We start from the raw sequence: 17414 nt of genomic DNA on the forward strand, positions 1-17414 counted from the left end.
AAACCCTCCAGGGACTTCGCGCACTCGCTGTACTTACGAAACTTATTGCGGCGACGGTCAGGATTACCACCGCGAACGCTCATGATCGATTTATCGCACCGCTGATACGCTTCACAGTTCCACACTCGCGCGCTACCAGGTCCTGACGGAATCACAAACAACCGTTAGATCAACGGGCTGCTAGAGCGAGATCGCTGAAAGTTATCGCGCACCAGCCGTGTATTCTTCGCCAGCGAAACGCAAGGGGCATTGCCATCTTGTCTCTCCACGAAGAAAGGAAAGAATTTCAGATCGAATTGCGGCATTGTCGGCACCCTTCCCCAGTCTCACACAGTAGACCCTGCGGCCATCCTGACAATCGACAGTGCCGGCAAGATTTCGCGATACCGTTTTCTCACTGCGGCTCGGTAACCGTCTTATGGGACAGCCCCAATTTTCCCGCGGCGGAGCCGTCGAAAGTTGCTTTGACTGTTGTAAAGTCCAACTTGGCCTGCGCTCCAGGAACTGCCTTAAAATAACGACAATCGATATCATTATCGGATAAGGACCGGCTTGCGGCCCCCATTCGACGAGGATTAGAATCTTCTTACGCAAGCGTCTTAGGGATCGCGAGGTTGGTAATCCATTCCTACGGTGAAGCGGCTGTTTGCGATCGGCCGCGAAGCCGAATCGACGATGTCGACGCCACCCCCCGGAGGTCATTCATGCCGAAGACGATACGGATTCGCGTTGAAGGAATTGATCCCGCCGATTCTGGCGCGGCGGCAGCGTTGCTACGCGACGAGTTACTTAATCGCGGCGCCGAACAGAACGTAGCAGGGCTCAATGTGAGCACGACTCGCTCCGACCCGAACGCGCAAGATGTATCCGGTGACGTCCTGGAAATCGTGCATACGGGCGTCATCGCGGCCTTGTTCATAGTTGAAACCATTAAGCTTTGGCGAGAATCGCACCGCGACAAAGCGTTGATCATCGAAGCCAAGCACGGCAGTGCTGTGCGAGTTGAGCTGACGAATCCTGACGCGGAGAAGATCCTCGCCCAGTCTTTGGTCCAGTCAGAAACGGCCCCTCAATCCGACTGACTTTTATGTCAGAGCACTTCACGCCGGCAAACGACACGGTGGCGATTCTCATTGGGGCCAGCGACTGGCCAGAGTTGGAAATCCCTGGCGGTGAGTCATTCCTGAATTCGTTCAGCGATTTAAGCGGCTACCTGCGCCATTCGAACGGCTTGGCCTTGACCGATGGCGACATCCTGGAGATTTTCGATACCCTCGATTCGCCCGATACGGTTACCGGCCGGATACTTGACTTTCTCTCTCGGAGGGTCGGTTCCGACGATGCAACGGTTCGCAACGTCATCCTGTACTTGCTGGGACAAGGTCAAATCTACGAAGGGCATTTTTACTTCGCTCTCCGCCGGTCCAAGAAGAACCAATACCCGACGACGTTCCTTCCGGCAGCCGGCATCGCGCGTCTGCTTACCGAAGGGGCGCGGAACTGCCGTCACTTCGTGATCGTCGATGCGTGCCATGCGGCGGCGGTTGAAAAGGCGACGTGGCAATCGCCCAAAGGCGCCTGCGTCCTTTGTTCGTCCCGCGCAAATGACCTTTCGCAATCACGGTCTACGGGATCATCGTCGCGCATTCGTACACAGTTCACCGGTGCAATGCTCGACGTTGTCCACGGTTCCGATAGCCCGATTGACGTCACGAAGATTGGCACCGAACGCGGACGACTCTCCTTCGAAACGCTTTGCATTCAAGTCCGAGCGCGGACTAAGGAACTTTACGGCAACGCCGCCGTCCTGCCTGAACTGCGCTCAGTGAGCGGGCCACGAATCGAATCCGCACCGCTCTTTCCCATCATCTCGGAGGGGAGCACTGTGGGTCGTGTCGTGGCGCACAAGGGAATTCTCTCCGCAAGTGTGCGAAGAAGTAGGCCGATGATCGGCGTCAGTCTACTGGCGGCTGCCGGCACGGTTGCGTGCCTCCTATTCGGCAACGGGAAGTCGGCTGGCGGGGGCTCATTCATTTTGTCGCGGCTGGCGTTTGCCGCGGGGGCGGCCGCGCTGGGACTGACGCTGCCCAGCTTGCTTCGAGTTCGCGCTCCTTTCGACCGCCGGATGGTCCGTTTCGGGGTTGCGGCGGCGATTGGCGCGGTGGCTCTAATTGTCCCGATGCCTTTGCGATCCACGATTGACAAACCACCGCTTGTCAATCGCCCGACCGAAACGAGCAAAGCCGATGAAGTGCGCGCTGCGGATCGAGGCATCATCATTGGTAACATCGAAGGCTCGCAGGTCAATATAGTCGCTGGGGACCAGCAGCGGTCCGAGGTCACATATTCATTTCAAACGGCCGAGGCTCGCCCCATCTCCATGCGAGACTTGGCAACCGTTCTAGGCCGCCATGAAGCCGTGCCTGCAACATTCTTTCGACCCACCGGCCTGTCGTGGAGCGACTTGGAACAGGGCTACCATCCTTATTCGAGTGAGGACGCCGACCAAATAATCGCGCCGCTCGATTTGAGTCGATATCACTTGCTTGTAGGCAAATCGGCGGCTTGGCGAGAGCAACTCGCGCGATTTGTCGGTTGGGAATTGATCCGCCGCGGCAAGCATGTCTATATCACTGACGCTTGGACGTGGCCTGGGTCGCCAATCTTCCCACCCGATTGGTCGAGGTTCGACGCGGAGAATTCCTACCTCATCGTCGAGAACGCCCAGGTCCGCCCAGACGATGTCGACCGATTATTTTCCGACATCCGTGACCACACGCGAAAAATGAAGGTGCTTGTTTCCACTGATCCTTCCATCGCCTCACTCCTGCAGTCACGGCCGTATGTCCAAACGCCGCTCTTGGAGATCCCAAGGACGACGATCGATGAAGAGCGTTACGCCAAAGTGCTCGTCGGAATTTACGCCAAAAAGGCGTTGAATCGCGAGGTTGGCCCGAGAACGGTGCAGCTGATGACGTATTGGAGCCGAGGACCGTCGTACAGCCTATTCTTTCGAGCGGCTCGCGAAAACGAATTCAATCTCTGGCTCCTCTCTGCATTGCTGTCAGAGTGGCGAGGGGGAGACGTTCCTGACGAAGCCGACGGACAAGCTGCGCTAGCCCGCTTTGTCGGCAAACGAGTACTCGATCCTCTCGAATCGAGGAGTGTGGATTCGAGCGCTGCCGCGCTGACGGTGGCGTTCTACTCGTATTTCTCAGCGTCGGTTCCGCGCAGCCTGTTGACCGATGACCTCGGCTTTGAGGACGGGTCGCTTACCGAATTGGTGCGGCAAGGCGTGGTCACGGAGGGGCACGGTTCGCTTGTAATGTCCGATCGATGGCTCTGCGCCGCACTTCTGGACGCGGTCGAGGACCAGTCACCGGGAGTCCAATTGCTCAAAAGAAAGCTCGGCGTAAAGAAGCTTGGCGGGCCTCTTGTGATTTGGGCGTTGAAAGCTGGAATCCCTGATTATGATTCACTGCTGCTAAACTTGTCCGTCTCACCTTTGGAATTCAGATGTCCTTTCGTTGTTGCATTCTCCGAGGCCGAACGGACGGAGGCGCTTGCTCAGCTATCCACTCTCCTCAGCAACGACCGCCACCGTGGGCATGTGGGGCGGGCGCTTGTCGCCCTCGCCAACTTGAAGAAAGGCGGCGGTGCGGAGGTTCTTAAGCTGAAGCTATCCGATCTCAAGCGAATGGAGGGCTCAGTGAAGGATTTAGCCTGGCTAATCACGGGCACGCGATCGTTTGATCCTGAAATCGCCAAAGAATTCGCACAATCGTTGGTTCCGCAAACTATCAGCGAGATGTGTCGACGCGAACCGAACGTTGGCGTGGTCGGCAGCCTGTTGTGGGCCATCGATCGCGTCGATCCGTCAACCGCCGAAATCCTCGCCGATAAATTGGAGCGGGACGGTCTCAGCGGTCGACTCGCAGTCGAATCCGAAGTCGCTCGCGTCGGCTGGGTGCTCGAAACCCTAGCCGCTATTAACAAAGAGCGCGCCAAACGGTTCGCGAGTTGTTTGTCGACGGAGCGTTTCGTGGCCCAAATCACGAGCGCGCTGCCGACGGGTGAGTTGGCCGCCTTGCTCTGGGGGCTCGTACGCGCCGATGCTGAACTTGCGGGCAAACTTGCACGGAGTATTTCGATCGGCGAGATGCTCAATCGCATCCGAGAAACTAGCGACTCCTGGACGTTGGGGATCCTGCTATGGGCACTGGGAGAGTCCGATCAAGGCCTTTCAGCACGCCTCGTCGGCAATATTGGGTCTCAGCATTTCTTATCCCTCCTCAACGGAGAACAGGACACGCGAAAGCTAAAGATGCTGGCGTGTGGACTGAGGGCTGCCGACCCGGAGTTCTCCACACCGATTCTTGAGACCCTATTGAGCACTCTCGATGCCATGGAAGCCAAACACAGGCGCGATTTCGAAATGTTTAGCAAGATGAACGCGACAGCAATGGCGTTGGCCGGGCAGGCCGCCGAACAGGCCCACGACCAAATTGCGGCGGTCAAGGCGTCGGAGGGATTTACTCCGCCCTTGGACTCCGACTCGATCGGTGCGTTCGCGGTATCGAATGATCGCGGAGCGCATGTGGCCCCGGTTGGCGCTTTTTCGCAATCTGCCCAGCCACCAGAGCTCGCACGATTTCCTACGGCCGCTGCAATCGCGGAAGGTCGCGACAATTTGCGCGCGGCAGGTCGGGTGATTACATCCTTGCCGCATAACGATTCTGATCCAGAGGTCGTACGGAGAATTGCCCGCACAATCGATGACCTATCACTTGTTTCGATGATTGATCAGAGTGCCGACTACTTCGATATTGCCTTCTGCATACGTAATACCCGACTTGCCGACGCCGAATCGGCGCAGAAGCTAGTATCGAAACTCGATCGAAAGGCTTTGGGTGCAAAACTTGCCGACTCTCGCGCCGACGATGAGTACGTGGCCCGTGGCCTGAACGACCTGCTAAAGGAAATAGCGGTGGCGAATCCAGACACGCTTCGGCAAATCACTCCATACGCTCGCGAATTCTTGATGCGAACCAAAAACCTTCATCTAATTCGAGAGGTCTTTGACTTCGATCAGGTAGCCGCACGAGAACTGTTGGCCCAGTTTTCCGACGACGAACTTTTGTCGTGGATCAGCGCACCGACGTCGCTCGAAGATTTGAAGCCAATCGTTTACACGCTCAACACTATGGATCCCGCACGTGCTGGAACGTTGTTCAGAAAGATCGGCGCGCAGAAACTGCGGGAATTGCTAGAAGCCGATTCAGGAAGGAATGTCGGAAGCTTTCTTTCCGTGCTCGGAAACAACGACTCCTCGCTCGTGGGTGACGTCGCATTTACGCTCTCGCCAGCGATCATCCGAGAATGGATCAAAGTAGATTGCGCCGACGTCGTTATTGGGGCCGCAAAATGTCTCCCCGACTTTTTTACGAAGCACCGCGTCGATATTTCTTTCCAAGTGCGTCCAGGAAATCTCTACGAACTGACATGGAGTTTGGCGAAAATCCGCAAAGCTTCAACGCGCTTGACCGGCGATTTGGTCCGGGCGCTCGATACGAATCAGATTGCTGCAACCTGCAAAGTAATGTCATCGACTAAGAAACACATTTGCGGGCTAGACGAACTCGTCGAAGAAATCTATCGCGCCGATCCGGAAGTTGCCGTCCGCCTCCAGAGCGCCTTGCCCGAGTTGATACCACAGGAAACGATTGACGGCTTAGCAAAGGACTTTGTCCGGCCTTGAATCGGCGACTTTCGGCCGTGCCAGATTAGCCTTACCGACGGATCGATGGGCACATCGCGATTTGCGATGGTGAGCCATGGTAGTCCGAGTATCGAGTATGTCGTGGGGAGGACTTTCTCACAGTCAGAATTCGTAAGCCTTAATTGCAAATGACGAACCGTCCTAGGTGAATACCATGAGGCGGCCGCCGATCAGCGACGTACAAAAGACCTTGGCATTTGGCTTCGAGAATGACGAACGGATCGTTTTCGTTCAGGTGAGGTGCGCACCGAGTCAAGTATCGCGCGTTCCACCACTTCGCGTCCGATGGTTGCCCGGTTCCCGCACTAGCCGATCCGATTTTTCGCGCCCTGTGTCTCCTGATCTCGCCAGACTCTGGTAAAATGGCACCCAAAATGGCACTTCTCGGCATCATTAAAGGGTCAGCCATGAAGAAGTTCGGTGCATTGGCTCGCGTGAGCAGCCGCGAGCAAGAACGCGAAGGGTTTTCTCTCGCAATTCAAGAGGATGCTCTAAAGCGATACGCCAAAGATGCGAATGGAGCGATAGTCCAGTTCTTTCGAGTCGCCGAAACGGCTAGCAAAGCCGAGGAGCGAAAGGCTTTTCGCCAACTGATCGCGTATACGAAGAAGCACTGTGCTGAAATCGACGGCCTTCTCTTCTACAAAGTCGATAGGGCCGCCCGAAATCTCTACGACTACGTGGAACTGGAACGACTCGAATCCGAGTATCAGGTGCCCTTCATTTCGGTCTCGCAACCGACTGAACATACGCCCGCCGGTCGCATGATGCGACGGAAGTAGACGTTCAGCCGTCGGCGTCGTGGCGAGATGCTCAAGCTGCCGATGACGCTCAAGCGATCATGGCGATCCCAGGCATACTGCTGCGGCCGAACGCCCGTCGGCGCCCAAGTTCGTCGATTCAACGGCTGCAGGAGGAAGCCCGTTTCATCGAGAAGGACGATGGTAGCTTGACGGCGTCGTCCCCCTTTTTGATCCGCGGCCAGTCCTCCCGGCGCCAGCGCTCGATAGCCGCTTCGTCCCGTTCGCGAGCCCGGCGTTGCGGCTTCTGCGGACTGAAGCCCAGATCGTGCAGGATGCGACCGAGGTGATCGGGATGGTAGGCAACGCCGAACTCGCGCTCGACCACCTCTGCAACACGTGCACAGGTCCACAGATCCGTGTGGAAGCCCGCAGCCAGCGGACCTCGTAGCAGAATCTCTCGCAGCCGATGTTTTTGGGGCATGCTGAGTTTCGACTTCGGACCAGGGTGGCGTTTGGAGGCTAGCGCCGCCAAACCGCCTTGCTGAAAGGCCTTCTTCCAGCGTTTGATACTCGACACGCTGACAGATAATAGGTCAGCAACTTCCGTGAGACTTTCCCGTCCCGTAGGAGTTCCACGGCAATCACACGACGGACCATCGAGTCCGCCGCAGGGCCAGGAGTGCTCATGCACCTTACTACGGTGCTAGCGATATCCGCGGTTCAAACGCCGCGCAGGGAGGAGTAAGACTCATTGCTCCGCGCAACGTTGACTTGACGGAATTTCCGTTCTGCAATGTATACTTGTATCAAAGTTATTCTGGGTGCAAGGACGAATTCACAGACGTTCATTTGCAAGCGGCAGTATGTAACAAAGGTGTGTACTGATAGCGATGGGCGCTCGGGGCTTACCAGTTTGGGCGGGCGGCCTCATGCAGAATCTGATTGTCCAGCGCCTGCTCCGCTACCAGACGCTTCAACCGCGCATTCTGCTCTGCAACTCCTGAAGCTGCCGCGCCATCTGCGGATCCATCCCACCGTACTTCGTCCGCCAACGATAATACTCGCGCACGCCGTCAATTTGAAGGGAGTAGATCGTGCGATTAGAAAGGTGGCGACTTACCGGACGGATTATGACCGCGGTCGGATGCTTTGTGGTAGGATCCCTTGCCCAGGTCCTCCTGATCTGTAAGTGCGTGTAAGATCTAACGAGATCGCAACAAAGTCTTTCGGACTGGTCATCGCTCGCTGTGGAATGGACGCCGTAGCGAAGACGTCGTCAATTCAATAGCTGCCTTGCGGTAAGGTCGATCGACTGGCGGCCGATTAAGGGAACCATCCCCCGAAGTCCCTCAATGCGGACCCCAGTTTCAACCCGGAACTCGGCGTGCAATCCGCCTGGAGGCGCTGTGGGGGCAGATACCAGAAGCCGCAACTCTCGATCAACGTAGAGTGGTGCCCCGGGCAATGGCTCGAAATCCCACACAGCAAGCCCAGCAATGACCTTGGATCCTCGTACCACCGGAAAGTACACTTGGCTCTCCTGGCTCATCGTGGCGGACGCGGTTCCCCCCATGCCGATCGTCTCAAACTCGAACGAGAGATCCCCGGACCGTTTTGTCACAATACGAACTGGGTCTTTTCCGTCCACCTTTTGCGGGCTGAGGTCCTCGATCCTCACGCTACGCAGGTCAGCCCCGTCCATCTCCTGCCGAAAGTCCACCGACAACCGTAAGTAACGGAACCGACACTCTGGGTGGGGGTGAACAAGGCACTGCAACGGAACTTCCCACACCGCCCTCCGGCCATAGTCGATCTCTTGTTTACTCAATGCGCCGCGGCGGATTGCTAGATGGTTGCTCCTGCCCCATATCCGAACTTCTTCATAGGCCACCTGATCGTCCCCGGACAACTCATGGAGGGCTTCTATGTTCAAATCCAAGTTAACCTCGAATACTATTTCTTCCATCGCTACCCCTTTCTTGATCAACCCCATCCGTAAGTGACGAAACCTCCCCAGTAGTAGGAGTGTACGCGCCCCTTCTCGACTCGAACAGCTTTGGATGCCGCCTGAAGCGCGTCTGCGGCACTAAGCCCCGCTGAGACGCCCTGAGCCAGTGCCCGGACCAGCGCCGCCGTGGCCTCATCGGGCACTTTCCATTGGCTCGCGACAACCGCGTTGGCGCCTTTCAGCAGAAGTGCACGAACCATTCCGAGTAGTTCGTCCCCAGACCTCCGCTCACTAACCCCGGTTACGCATCCGCTAAGCACCACGAGCGCCGGGGCGCGGGTGAGCCCGAACACGTCGCCGGCAGTCAAGCGGATACCATTTGCCATCCGGAGGCCTGACCGCAACCCGTCGGCTGCTTCAAATTCTCCGTGCCCCGCGTAAAGGAAACGGTCGCTATCCTGCAGCGCCGCTAGGAGCTGTTCGCGAGTCACCTCGGTGCCGATTTTGGGCACGCTCCGAAAGCCCCCCTTATCAGCGACCTCCATCACTGCGGCGCGAATGTGGAAGCGATCCTCAGTCGGGTCGCCGAACGTGGCGGACCGCACCGGCTGATTGGCGGAAGCAGAACTCCGCTGGCGGTGCATGAGGTGATAAAGGACTGACAGACTCGGGGCGTACGTCACCGGATTGCGGTCACCGAGGACCTCTTCCCCAACGGGAAGGGTGTGAAGCGGTAGGTTGTGGAGTTCGTTATGTGGGATGAGCACGACAGCGTCTCCCGGCTCCGTCCACCCCCTCAACGGAGCGATCAGAGGGGCGAAGCTCGCCCACTCTCGATCCAAGCGATCATTCTTCATTCGCGAGCCACCGTTCCCGTCACGGAAGCAGAATTCCGCGAACTCGTTGAGTCGATTATAATCCACATTAAGTCGGGTAAGTCGCGGCATTTCCCAGTCTGCCCGCATGCCGAACAAGCGGGTGCCGACAGGGCCGTGATAGAATTGGGCCACCACTACACGCCGATTCGGCCGCAGCGCTTCCTCTACCCGGAGAGCCTCGCGGACAATCATCCAGGACGGCGGGTCCGTGTGGCGCAACGCTGCATACCCGGCTGTCCCCGGGTCTGCAGCCATCTGCGCGAGATTATCGTCAATGTCCTTTTGCAGTTTCTCAACTTCGGAGAAAATGACCACTTTCCGTTTCCGTTCCCGCAATTCCTGGTCGCGAGTGACTAGGGGGTGGAATGTGTCTGGAGGCAAGGGCGTTGCGGCTAGCGCGTCGAGAACTGCCCGGCCCTTCATCCGCTCTAACCACTGGACCGCTGACGAGTTATCTTCGCGAAGAAGGGCGGCCAACTGAAATCCCTCACGGTAAACCTCCTGCTTGTCCTGTGCAAATCCCATCCTGGCGACCTGCCCCGCCAGGTCAGTTTCACCGATCAGACTGCCCCGCTGCACATCGATGATCCGCGAGGCGCGAAGGAACAGTAATTCAGCAGACTTCCATTGAGATTGCTGCCCCAGGCTGTTCGGTTGCTCCCAGTAGCTCCCCTCCTCGCGGTCACAGATCCCCTGGTAGAACAATGCATTCCAGAGCATGCCGGTAAGACCGCATTCTTGAAAGAGTTGCTCAGCTTCCTTGAACCGCTCGCGCGCGGAAATGTAAAGGCTTCGATCTCGCTCCCGTCCGTGATGTACCAAGACTAGGCCTTGGTGAATCAAGGTGAAAGCCAAGTCAGGCCGGAGGTCGAGGGCGCGGAATGCTTGCTCCGCGGCGGTGTACGAACGGCCGCACTGACCCCACTGTCTTGCTAGGAAAGCGATCTGCCCCCACTGTTGGTAGAGGCTACCGAGCTGGCTTCGGGCTTCAAGCGTCCGGAGGGGGAGCAACGCGTCTTCCGCCGCGTCGAACTCAGTTTCGAACTCGGATGTCACCACCGGCAGCTGCCCTCTCTTCCGGTTTGATTCCATTTGGCACCACAGCCATGCCATCCGGTGTTTCGCTTCACCCACCGGGTCTGCACTCGCCAGATCGTTTTCGAGAAGCCGCTCGAAATCCCGGTTGGCCTCATTTCGGTCTATGTCGAATGTCAAAGTCGCTCGGATTAGCCGGGCATCGGAGAGAAATACACTGCCACCGGCTCTTTCTAGTTCTGCGATCACAGTGGAGACCATCTCAATAGCCTCCCGAGTCCGGTTAGCCCGCGACAAAACGTTCGACAGGATCAGTCGGGCGGAGACGTGAGCGTCCCGAAACGCCGATTCCCCGATGACAATGCGAAGCCGTTCCTCCGCCTCTCCATATTGTCCAGCCCTCAACGCGCTATCGGCGAAAGCAAGCTGGTCGATGCCAGCGGCAAGTGGGAATGCCATTGTCCGACTCAATGCCTCGCTACGTTCGCGAGCCTCCTGTTCCAGTGTCGGATTGCCGTGGCGTATATGCCATAGATGCAGACTTTTCCATACATCTTGCTGAAGGACCGTCTCCCCCGCCGCCGCCAGAATATCGGCCGCGCTGCGGGCGATCTCGACTCCATCAGTGCGGCCGTATTTCAGGAGCACACTTGCTAATGTCCACTTGATCTTCGCGTCGCCAAATGCATGCCCGGCCTTACGGTATAAAGCGGCCACCCGCTCGAACTGCTCTTCCCAAGGCGAGGCATCGTTTCCTACCGAGTTGGCGTGAAAGTTGTCCCAAGCCAATTCGGCAATTGCGAGGCGGGCGTCGGCCTCAGCTACGCTAAATGCAATTGTGGCAGCGTCGCCAGCCGCCCGCTCCAGCTCGACTTGAGCGCGAGTTGGATCACCATGTGGACGTCGCAGGCATGTGTGTGCGAGTCGTAGTCTGGCACGCACAGCTTCCCTGGAGTCACCGGCTTTAAGGTATTCGTCGATCGCTCGTTCCATCAGCTTGATGGCGCGGCGCAAGTGGATCGGGGGATCCCAGCCGAGTGCGACCCGGAAAGCGGCTCCTCGGCCGAGAAGATCGGTTGCGAGCGCCCGGGTTATAGGATCGGAGGCAGCCTTGGCCACTGACGCAGCGGATTGGAAAGCGTCCCAGGGGTGGACTTCGTTGGCAGCGGCGACGCCATAGAGATGAGCATACGCGAGCCAGAGCCGAAACCGAACGGACATAGGCGCTGGAATGCACTGAAGTATCACAGAGTGGAGGTATTCGGCCGCGTCGCGAATCCGACCCTGCTCAAATAGTGCCCGTGCTGCCCACTCGACGGCGCCCCCATATTCGGGGTCGGTCGGCGCCACGTCATGCAATCGGGTGAGGGCGTCTGCGTACCGCCCTTGGTAGATCATGCGCCGCGCATCTGCGACGACTTCTCTCGAAATCCCATTCATTTCATGCCGACTCGCTTCATGAGGTTATCTCATTCTGCCTGCCTTAACATTTATCTTTGTAGAACATCATCGACGAGCGAATTGTGATATCGCGGATGGGTGCTCGTTTCTTACTCTGCAAGAAATCGATAGCGGCAATTGCACACAGGCGCGTGGGCGAAGCAAGGAATGGCAACGGACTTCGCCTCCTCAAGTGCGAACCTGCCGGAGCCGTCGATCGTCCTCGACATTATCCAAGGTAGAGGTCAATAAGTTGATGGGCGCATCGCCATGAATGGGGGGATGATCTATTCTGACGCGTTCGTGGTAGGAGCAGGTTTCGATTCTCTCGCGCGCATGTCATCAGTAATACCATAGAAGCAGCAGTCGCAAGCTGTAATTATCAAAATCGCGCTGCAATCGACGCAAGGATGTCAGCTGGACAGCGAATATGTGTTTTGATCCCAGATTGAATCCCAACTGCGGTCGATAGTTCAAATACCAACGGGATGACTACGGCGACGACGGGCGATCTTGACGCTCCGCTCCTCCCAACCAAGTAGCCTGCCCACTTGGCGGCTGCTATCAACACGCCCACCAATAGTGCAATAAGAAGATATCATTGTGACGCGTTCTCAAACCAAATCCGCGAGAAGCAGGCGGTGCTATACGGTCAGCATCCGATGAAGAAAATGATCGTTATGCTTCGGATTAATGTCGAAGGATTACTGAACGCTTGGCGCTTGGTGCGGGCGGTCGGAATCGAACCGACAATCCTTTTGGGAACGGCGACCTGAACGCCGCGCGTCTACCAGTTCCGCCACGCCCGCAGGTCGGTAGCTATAGCGCTGAATCTTGGACGAGACAACGAAAATCGTGCTGAATTAGACCTCGGTCTCCTTCCGACCTTGCTGTCCCTTTGAGCGGCGTACGTTAATGGCGGATGCATCAAGCATGTTCTTGATGTGAGCCGCATAGTGCTTCTGGATCATTTCGACGCTGGTGCGGCAGTTCTTGGCTAGCTGGTAGATGTCGGCCCCCTCCATCAGCCGGAAGCAGATATAGGTGTGCCGCAGGCTGTAGGCGCTCCGGCGATTACCGTGACGATCAAATCGCAGTCCTAGCTCCTCCAGAATGTCTCGCAAAAGCTGCCGATGCGACTTGGGGAAGAGTCGATCGCCCGGCTCGAGGTTATTCCGCTTTTTCAGGCGAAGGAAAGGCGCGACGGCTCCTGGCATGGTCTTGCAGTAGCCCACGCCCGTTTTGCCGCGAACTTCGATTTCGAGAATGGTCTCTCTGGTATCCCGATCCTTGATGACTTCCACGTCCCTGAGTTCTAGTAGGCTTGCTTCGTCGGGCCGCAAGCCGCTATTGGCGAGGAATAAAACTTTGTCATGTAGCTGCTCGCATTCCCATCGCCATTGCTCGTGCTTGGGATTCTTGGCCCGTTCCCGTGTGGCTTCGTAGAGCTGACGATACTCCGTCGGGGAGAACCACGCACGATGCGACACCTTCCGAGAGGCCTTAAAGGGGGGCGAAAAGTCAGGGACATATTCGAGCCAGCGGTGTCGTACGGCCGTTTTCAGCACCTGCCGAAGCGCGATCATCTCATGCTCGATCGTGCTCGCACCCGGCGACTTGCCTCGATAGCCGTTCTGGGCGCGGTGAATGCGATATTCTTGCGCCATTCCGGGCGTGATCTCCGAGACGACCTTCGGACCGAAATAGGGAACCAAATATTTGTCGAGCTTTTGCTTCACCAGCTCGATCCATTCCGGGCTGCGCTTACCTTCGGTCAGGACCTCGTACTCCTTGAGGAATTGCTCGGCCGCGACCTTGAACGTTTTGCCGGTGCGGAGCATTCCGGCCTGCTGCTTACCGCGAAGGCCGAAGTACCAGTCCTCGGCGATCTCGATGGCGTGTTCCAGGCTGTCGGTCTTGGTGCTTCTCCGTCGGTTAGCGCCGCCAAGATAGGTGGAGCACTGCCAGTGCGAGCTGTTCGGTCGCCTATAGAGGTGGAGTTTGCCTCCCATCAAGATGTGCTTGGCCATGCATCTCCGGTTTGACCGTGAAACTGTGTAAGGACTGTGCAAGGGTATTTCGATGCGAGTAAGCAGTCAATCAGTTTCTTAAGATATTGATGTGTAGTATTTCTTCTTCTGGCTATTGTTGAGACGTAAAAGGTTCAGGTGCTAGCGCGTACATCAATAACCAATTGAATTGTGAACGGAAATCTATGTGCCAAAGCGGGCTGTGCACGAAAGTGTGCAAGTCCACAGAAGCCGTGCGTAGAATCTGTTGCATTGCGAGACACGACGAGCCTTATGGTGGCCGGCGATGTGGTAATTAAGCGAATCGAGGCAGAAGATTGACTGCGTAAAAAACTGCTCGCCGATCACGAAAAAACGTGAGAAACTCGCTTCATATGGTCAATGTTCAATTAAACGATGCGATCGCCGCTGCTCTCAGTGCCAAAGCTGCTGCCCAACGCCTGACGTTGCAGTCGTACGTGGAAAATCTGCTGCTAGCGAAGCTGCCTCGCCCACCTTCCCGGCTATCTCTGGATGAATTAGAGCGGCTACTCGATGAAGAAGCGACCGACGGCGCGTCTCCCAATGGCTCATTCCCCCGCGTTGAGCTTTACCGCGACCACGACTGATGCCTTGTCTGGTTGACACGGGCATTCTGTTGCGAGCTTTTGACGTTTCCTCGTCCGAATATCGTCCCATTCGGCAGGCATTCCGTACCTTATGGGCACGCGAGGAGCGGCTTGTTGTGGCATTGCAAAATCTGGCTGAGTTTTGGAATGTTTCAACCCGGCCCGTCGACAAAAACGGTTATGGATTATTGGTCGAACGGGCAGCCAACCGGCTGACAACGATTGAACGCATCTGCGACGTCGTGACGGAGGACGACGAATCGCACGACATTTGGAAGGGCTTGGTAGTCACGTATTCCGTATCTGGCGTCGCCGTCCATGACGCCCGTCTCGTGTCCATTATGCTTGCCCATCGTATCTCGACCATTCTGACTTTTAATGGACAGGATTTCCGCCGCTATAAAGGCATATCCGCCGCCGAGCCGAGCGGCGTATGATTCCATCGGGCTGATCTGCCCCTAAAAACCTAACGAGCCGACCGAAATCTCTCGACCTCCCTCAGAAATCTCTTCGCCACACGATTGTCTTCGAGCATGTAACCGGTAGTGCTGGCCGGGTCACGAAATACCCGCCCCTTTAGTGCGTCCGCGTCGATCTGGATGATACCCCATTCTTGTCCGACGTTTGTATTTCCGAGGAGTTGATCGCCTGCCCATTGGCGCGCTGATTCAAGAGTGAGACTCACGTAAATGTGGCCCGTACAGTCCCGTCGATCAGACGTACTTCGTCCCGCCGCATGTCCTGTCAGTAGGTCGTTCTCAAATATGCCATCGAGGTTCTCAACGGGCGTCGTATGATAATAAGTGCTCTGCGAAGTCACAAAGACCAAAGGCGCCACAACGATCCGACCCTCGAACACTTGGGCAATCCAACCCCTGTCGCGAAGCCATACTTGCTTTTCCGACGTCAATTCGTTCTGGCCCATATGGAAGGAGACCCCGAGATACTCCTTTGATTCCCACAGCGGGTACGTTTCAGCCTTCCCCCAATGCCAGTCGTTCCAGGCGTTAGACATTTCGCTCAAGATTTGATGGACCTTCGCAAGTCCCGCTCTCGCTTCTGGCGAAAACACCGCATATTCCCCCGCACCATGTTGAAAGCGTCGATCGTTCAGTCAACGCCACAGATGGGTATTACCTGCAACGATTTTACCGAACCGCGTCGCCTTGTGCCGGAGGTTGTTTGGATATAGGGCCGAGGTGCTATCGCGTGGCTATATAACCGATTGACTTGTCAGAAGAAACCAATGTACCAAAATGGGCTGTGCAAGAAACTTTGCAAGGCCACAGAAGCCGTGCGTGGAATCTGTCACATTGCGAGACACGACGAGCCTTACCTATGATCGGACAGCGCACGCCTGGTGCATTGCCGATCGTTGTTCTCTGCCTTTTCGCTTGCGCGGCGTAACGTTACGCGCTACAGTAGAGGATGATTGTCAGTTGGTGTCATTAGGGACTGAAGCTGCTATACGTCGACCGTGATCGCAGCAAGATCAGGCCGGACCTCATCGACAAGGTGGAGCGCATTCTCAGCTTCTTGCATGTCGCCGAGGAACCAAATGACGTCGACCTGCCAGGCTTTCATCTGCATACGTTGCGGGGCGATTCGAACGGATTCTGGCGCATCACGGTCTCACGGAACCATCGGATTGTTTTCCGTTTCTGCGGGAAGCACGTGCATGATGTCAATTTCGTTGATTACCACTAGGGAGATAGATCTATATGAAGGGACCAGTCCACCCGGGAACGATCGTCAAGCACGACTGCATTGACGAGCTTGGATTGAGCGTGACGAAGGCCGCGGCGGTTCTAGGTGTGGCTCGCCCAACTCTGTCGCGAGTCATCAACGGGCGAGCAGCCGTGTCGCCGGAAATGGCTATTCGCCTATCCAAGGCCTTCGGCAGCCGCCCGGAAGCGTGGCTCAAGCTGCAGTTGGCCTACGATCTTGCGCAGGCCAATGAGCTTGCCGGGACGATTTAGGTTAGGCGGTACTCCACTGCTCGACGATCGTGCGCGTCCCAGTTAAGAGGGGTTGCACCAATACATTTGTCTCAGCCCCCGGTAGCACACCTCCGGTCCCTGTATCTGCGGCTTGGGTGGTGCCGTTCTTTATGGATATCAAAGACGGCAGAGCATAGGGGTCGCAAGACGCCATGGCGAGATTATTCAGTACCTGCTGGTACTGAATCTCGGTCAGTGTCGTGGCTTGATGGGCGGTACTGCGCCGTAGTTGCATGTGAGTGCAACCAGACATGAGCAGAATAGCCGTGCTAAAGCATAAGACAGAGCGATCGTCTAGCAGGCTGTTGATTGTTTGTCCGTCGCGCTATGCTCATGTTGGCATAAGATCAGGGTTCGGCGAGGAGGATGGCCGGATGTCGATGGGACGGCGGAAGCGGCGGCAGGAGTCGCTGTTCGTGGCGACGGCGGAGTTGGCCCGCTCGGCCGGGCATCCGTTTTACCGAAAGCTCAACGAACTGTTGGCCGAGGCTGAGTTCGACCGCTGGATTGAGGGTCGTTGTGAGCCGTACTACGAGGGGGCCGACAAGCCGGGCCGCGAGTCCATTCCGCCGGGGACGTTCTTTCGGATGCTCTTGGTCGGTTATTTCGAGGGCATTGATTCCCAGCGGGGCATTGCCTGGCGATGCGGTGACAGCCTGAGCTTGCGTGAGTTTCTAAACTACGCACCACAAGAATCAACGCCCGATCATTCGACGTTGTCGACCACGCGGAAACGCTTGCCGCCGGAAATGTTCGACGAGGTCTTTCAGTTCGTTTTAAAGATCGCCGACGAGAAGCGACTTCTCTCGGGCAAGACGGTCGGCGTCGACAGCACGACGCTGGAGGCGAATGCGGCGATGAAGAGCATTCTCCGCCGTGACACGGGAGAAGACTGGAAGCAGTATGTCGGGCGGTTGATGAAGGAAGAAGGGATCGTCGAGGAGCAACACGAG

The 17414-nt window shown here is 56.8% G+C and carries 13 protein-coding genes and 1 tRNA gene; 7 read left to right on the top strand and 7 right to left on the bottom strand.

All coding sequences use genetic code 11. The annotated features are described in order from the left end of the window. The first annotated feature begins 704 nt into the window (after positions 1–704). Complete coding sequence (locus VGN12_08560; GenBank protein HEY4309489.1) at positions 705–1082, top strand: hypothetical protein; 378 nt, start codon at positions 705–707, stop codon at positions 1080–1082. Between the two features lie 119 nt (positions 1083–1201). On the opposite strand, the gene VGN12_08565 is transcribed toward VGN12_08560, so the two are convergent. Next, positions 1202–1534, bottom strand: a complete 333-nt coding sequence (locus tag VGN12_08565) for a hypothetical protein (protein ID HEY4309490.1) — start codon at positions 1532–1534, stop codon at positions 1202–1204. Between the two features lie 1068 nt (positions 1535–2602). Here VGN12_08565 and VGN12_08570 point away from each other — a divergent pair. Next, positions 2603–5758 (top strand): hypothetical protein, encoded by a 3156-nt coding sequence (locus VGN12_08570; protein ID HEY4309491.1) that lies wholly within the window; start codon positions 2603–2605, stop codon positions 5756–5758. A gap of 428 nt (positions 5759–6186) precedes the next feature. Beyond that, the gene (locus tag VGN12_08575) at positions 6187–6561 is read left to right on the top strand and encodes a recombinase family protein (protein ID HEY4309492.1); all 375 of its coding nucleotides are present in this window, start codon (positions 6187–6189) and stop codon (positions 6559–6561) included. Between the two features lie 118 nt (positions 6562–6679). Here the strand turns inward: VGN12_08575 and VGN12_08580 are convergent, their stop codons facing one another. The 5 genes from VGN12_08580 to VGN12_08600 all read right to left on the bottom strand — a co-directional run bounded on the left by VGN12_08580 (position 6680) and on the right by VGN12_08600 (position 13853). After that, positions 6680–7213, bottom strand: a complete 534-nt coding sequence (locus tag VGN12_08580; protein HEY4309493.1) for an IS630 family transposase — start codon at positions 7211–7213, stop codon at positions 6680–6682. A gap of 585 nt (positions 7214–7798) precedes the next feature. Continuing rightward, complete coding sequence (locus VGN12_08585) at positions 7799–8515, bottom strand: hypothetical protein (GenBank protein ID HEY4309494.1); 717 nt, start codon at positions 8513–8515, stop codon at positions 7799–7801. Further along, positions 8506–11823, bottom strand: coding sequence for a CHAT domain-containing protein (locus tag VGN12_08590; protein HEY4309495.1), 3318 nt, complete (start codon positions 11821–11823; stop codon positions 8506–8508). The genes VGN12_08585 and VGN12_08590 overlap by 10 nt, the downstream gene beginning before the upstream one ends. A 723-nt stretch (positions 11824–12546) precedes the next feature. Further along, positions 12547–12632, bottom strand: a tRNA-Leu gene (locus VGN12_08595). A 54-nt stretch (positions 12633–12686) separates the two neighbouring features. Continuing rightward, the gene (locus VGN12_08600) at positions 12687–13853 is read right to left on the bottom strand and encodes a hypothetical protein (protein ID HEY4309496.1); all 1167 of its coding nucleotides are present in this window, start codon (positions 13851–13853) and stop codon (positions 12687–12689) included. 356 nt (positions 13854–14209) lie between these two features. On the opposite strand from VGN12_08600, the gene VGN12_08605 reads away from it, so the two are divergent. From VGN12_08605 to VGN12_08615, 3 genes are all read left to right on the top strand, one after another. Further along, positions 14210–14461: a hypothetical protein gene (locus VGN12_08605; protein ID HEY4309497.1), complete on the top strand. Its 252-nt coding sequence runs from the start codon at positions 14210–14212 to the stop codon at positions 14459–14461. Then, positions 14461–14898, top strand: coding sequence for a type II toxin-antitoxin system VapC family toxin (locus VGN12_08610; protein HEY4309498.1), 438 nt, complete (start codon positions 14461–14463; stop codon positions 14896–14898). Before VGN12_08605 ends, VGN12_08610 begins: the two co-directional genes overlap by 1 nt. A 1284-nt stretch (positions 14899–16182) precedes the next feature. Next, positions 16183–16440 carry a HigA family addiction module antitoxin gene (locus VGN12_08615; GenBank protein HEY4309499.1) on the top strand — a complete coding sequence of 86 codons (258 nt, stop codon included), beginning with the start codon at positions 16183–16185 and terminating at the stop codon, positions 16438–16440. A gap of 1 nt (position 16441) precedes the next feature. Here the strand turns inward: VGN12_08615 and VGN12_08620 are convergent, their stop codons facing one another. Beyond that, a complete protein-coding gene (locus VGN12_08620) occupies positions 16442–16714 on the bottom strand; it encodes a hypothetical protein (GenBank protein ID HEY4309500.1) in 273 nt (90 codons plus the stop codon). A gap of 121 nt (positions 16715–16835) precedes the next feature. On the opposite strand from VGN12_08620, the gene VGN12_08625 reads away from it, so the two are divergent. Then, positions 16836–17414 (top strand): transposase (locus tag VGN12_08625; protein HEY4309501.1); only part of this gene is annotated, 579 nt, incomplete at its 3' end.

It is taken from the genome of Pirellulales bacterium (assembly GCA_036499395.1).
GTDB lineage: Bacteria > Planctomycetota > Planctomycetia > Pirellulales > JACPPG01 > JACPPG01.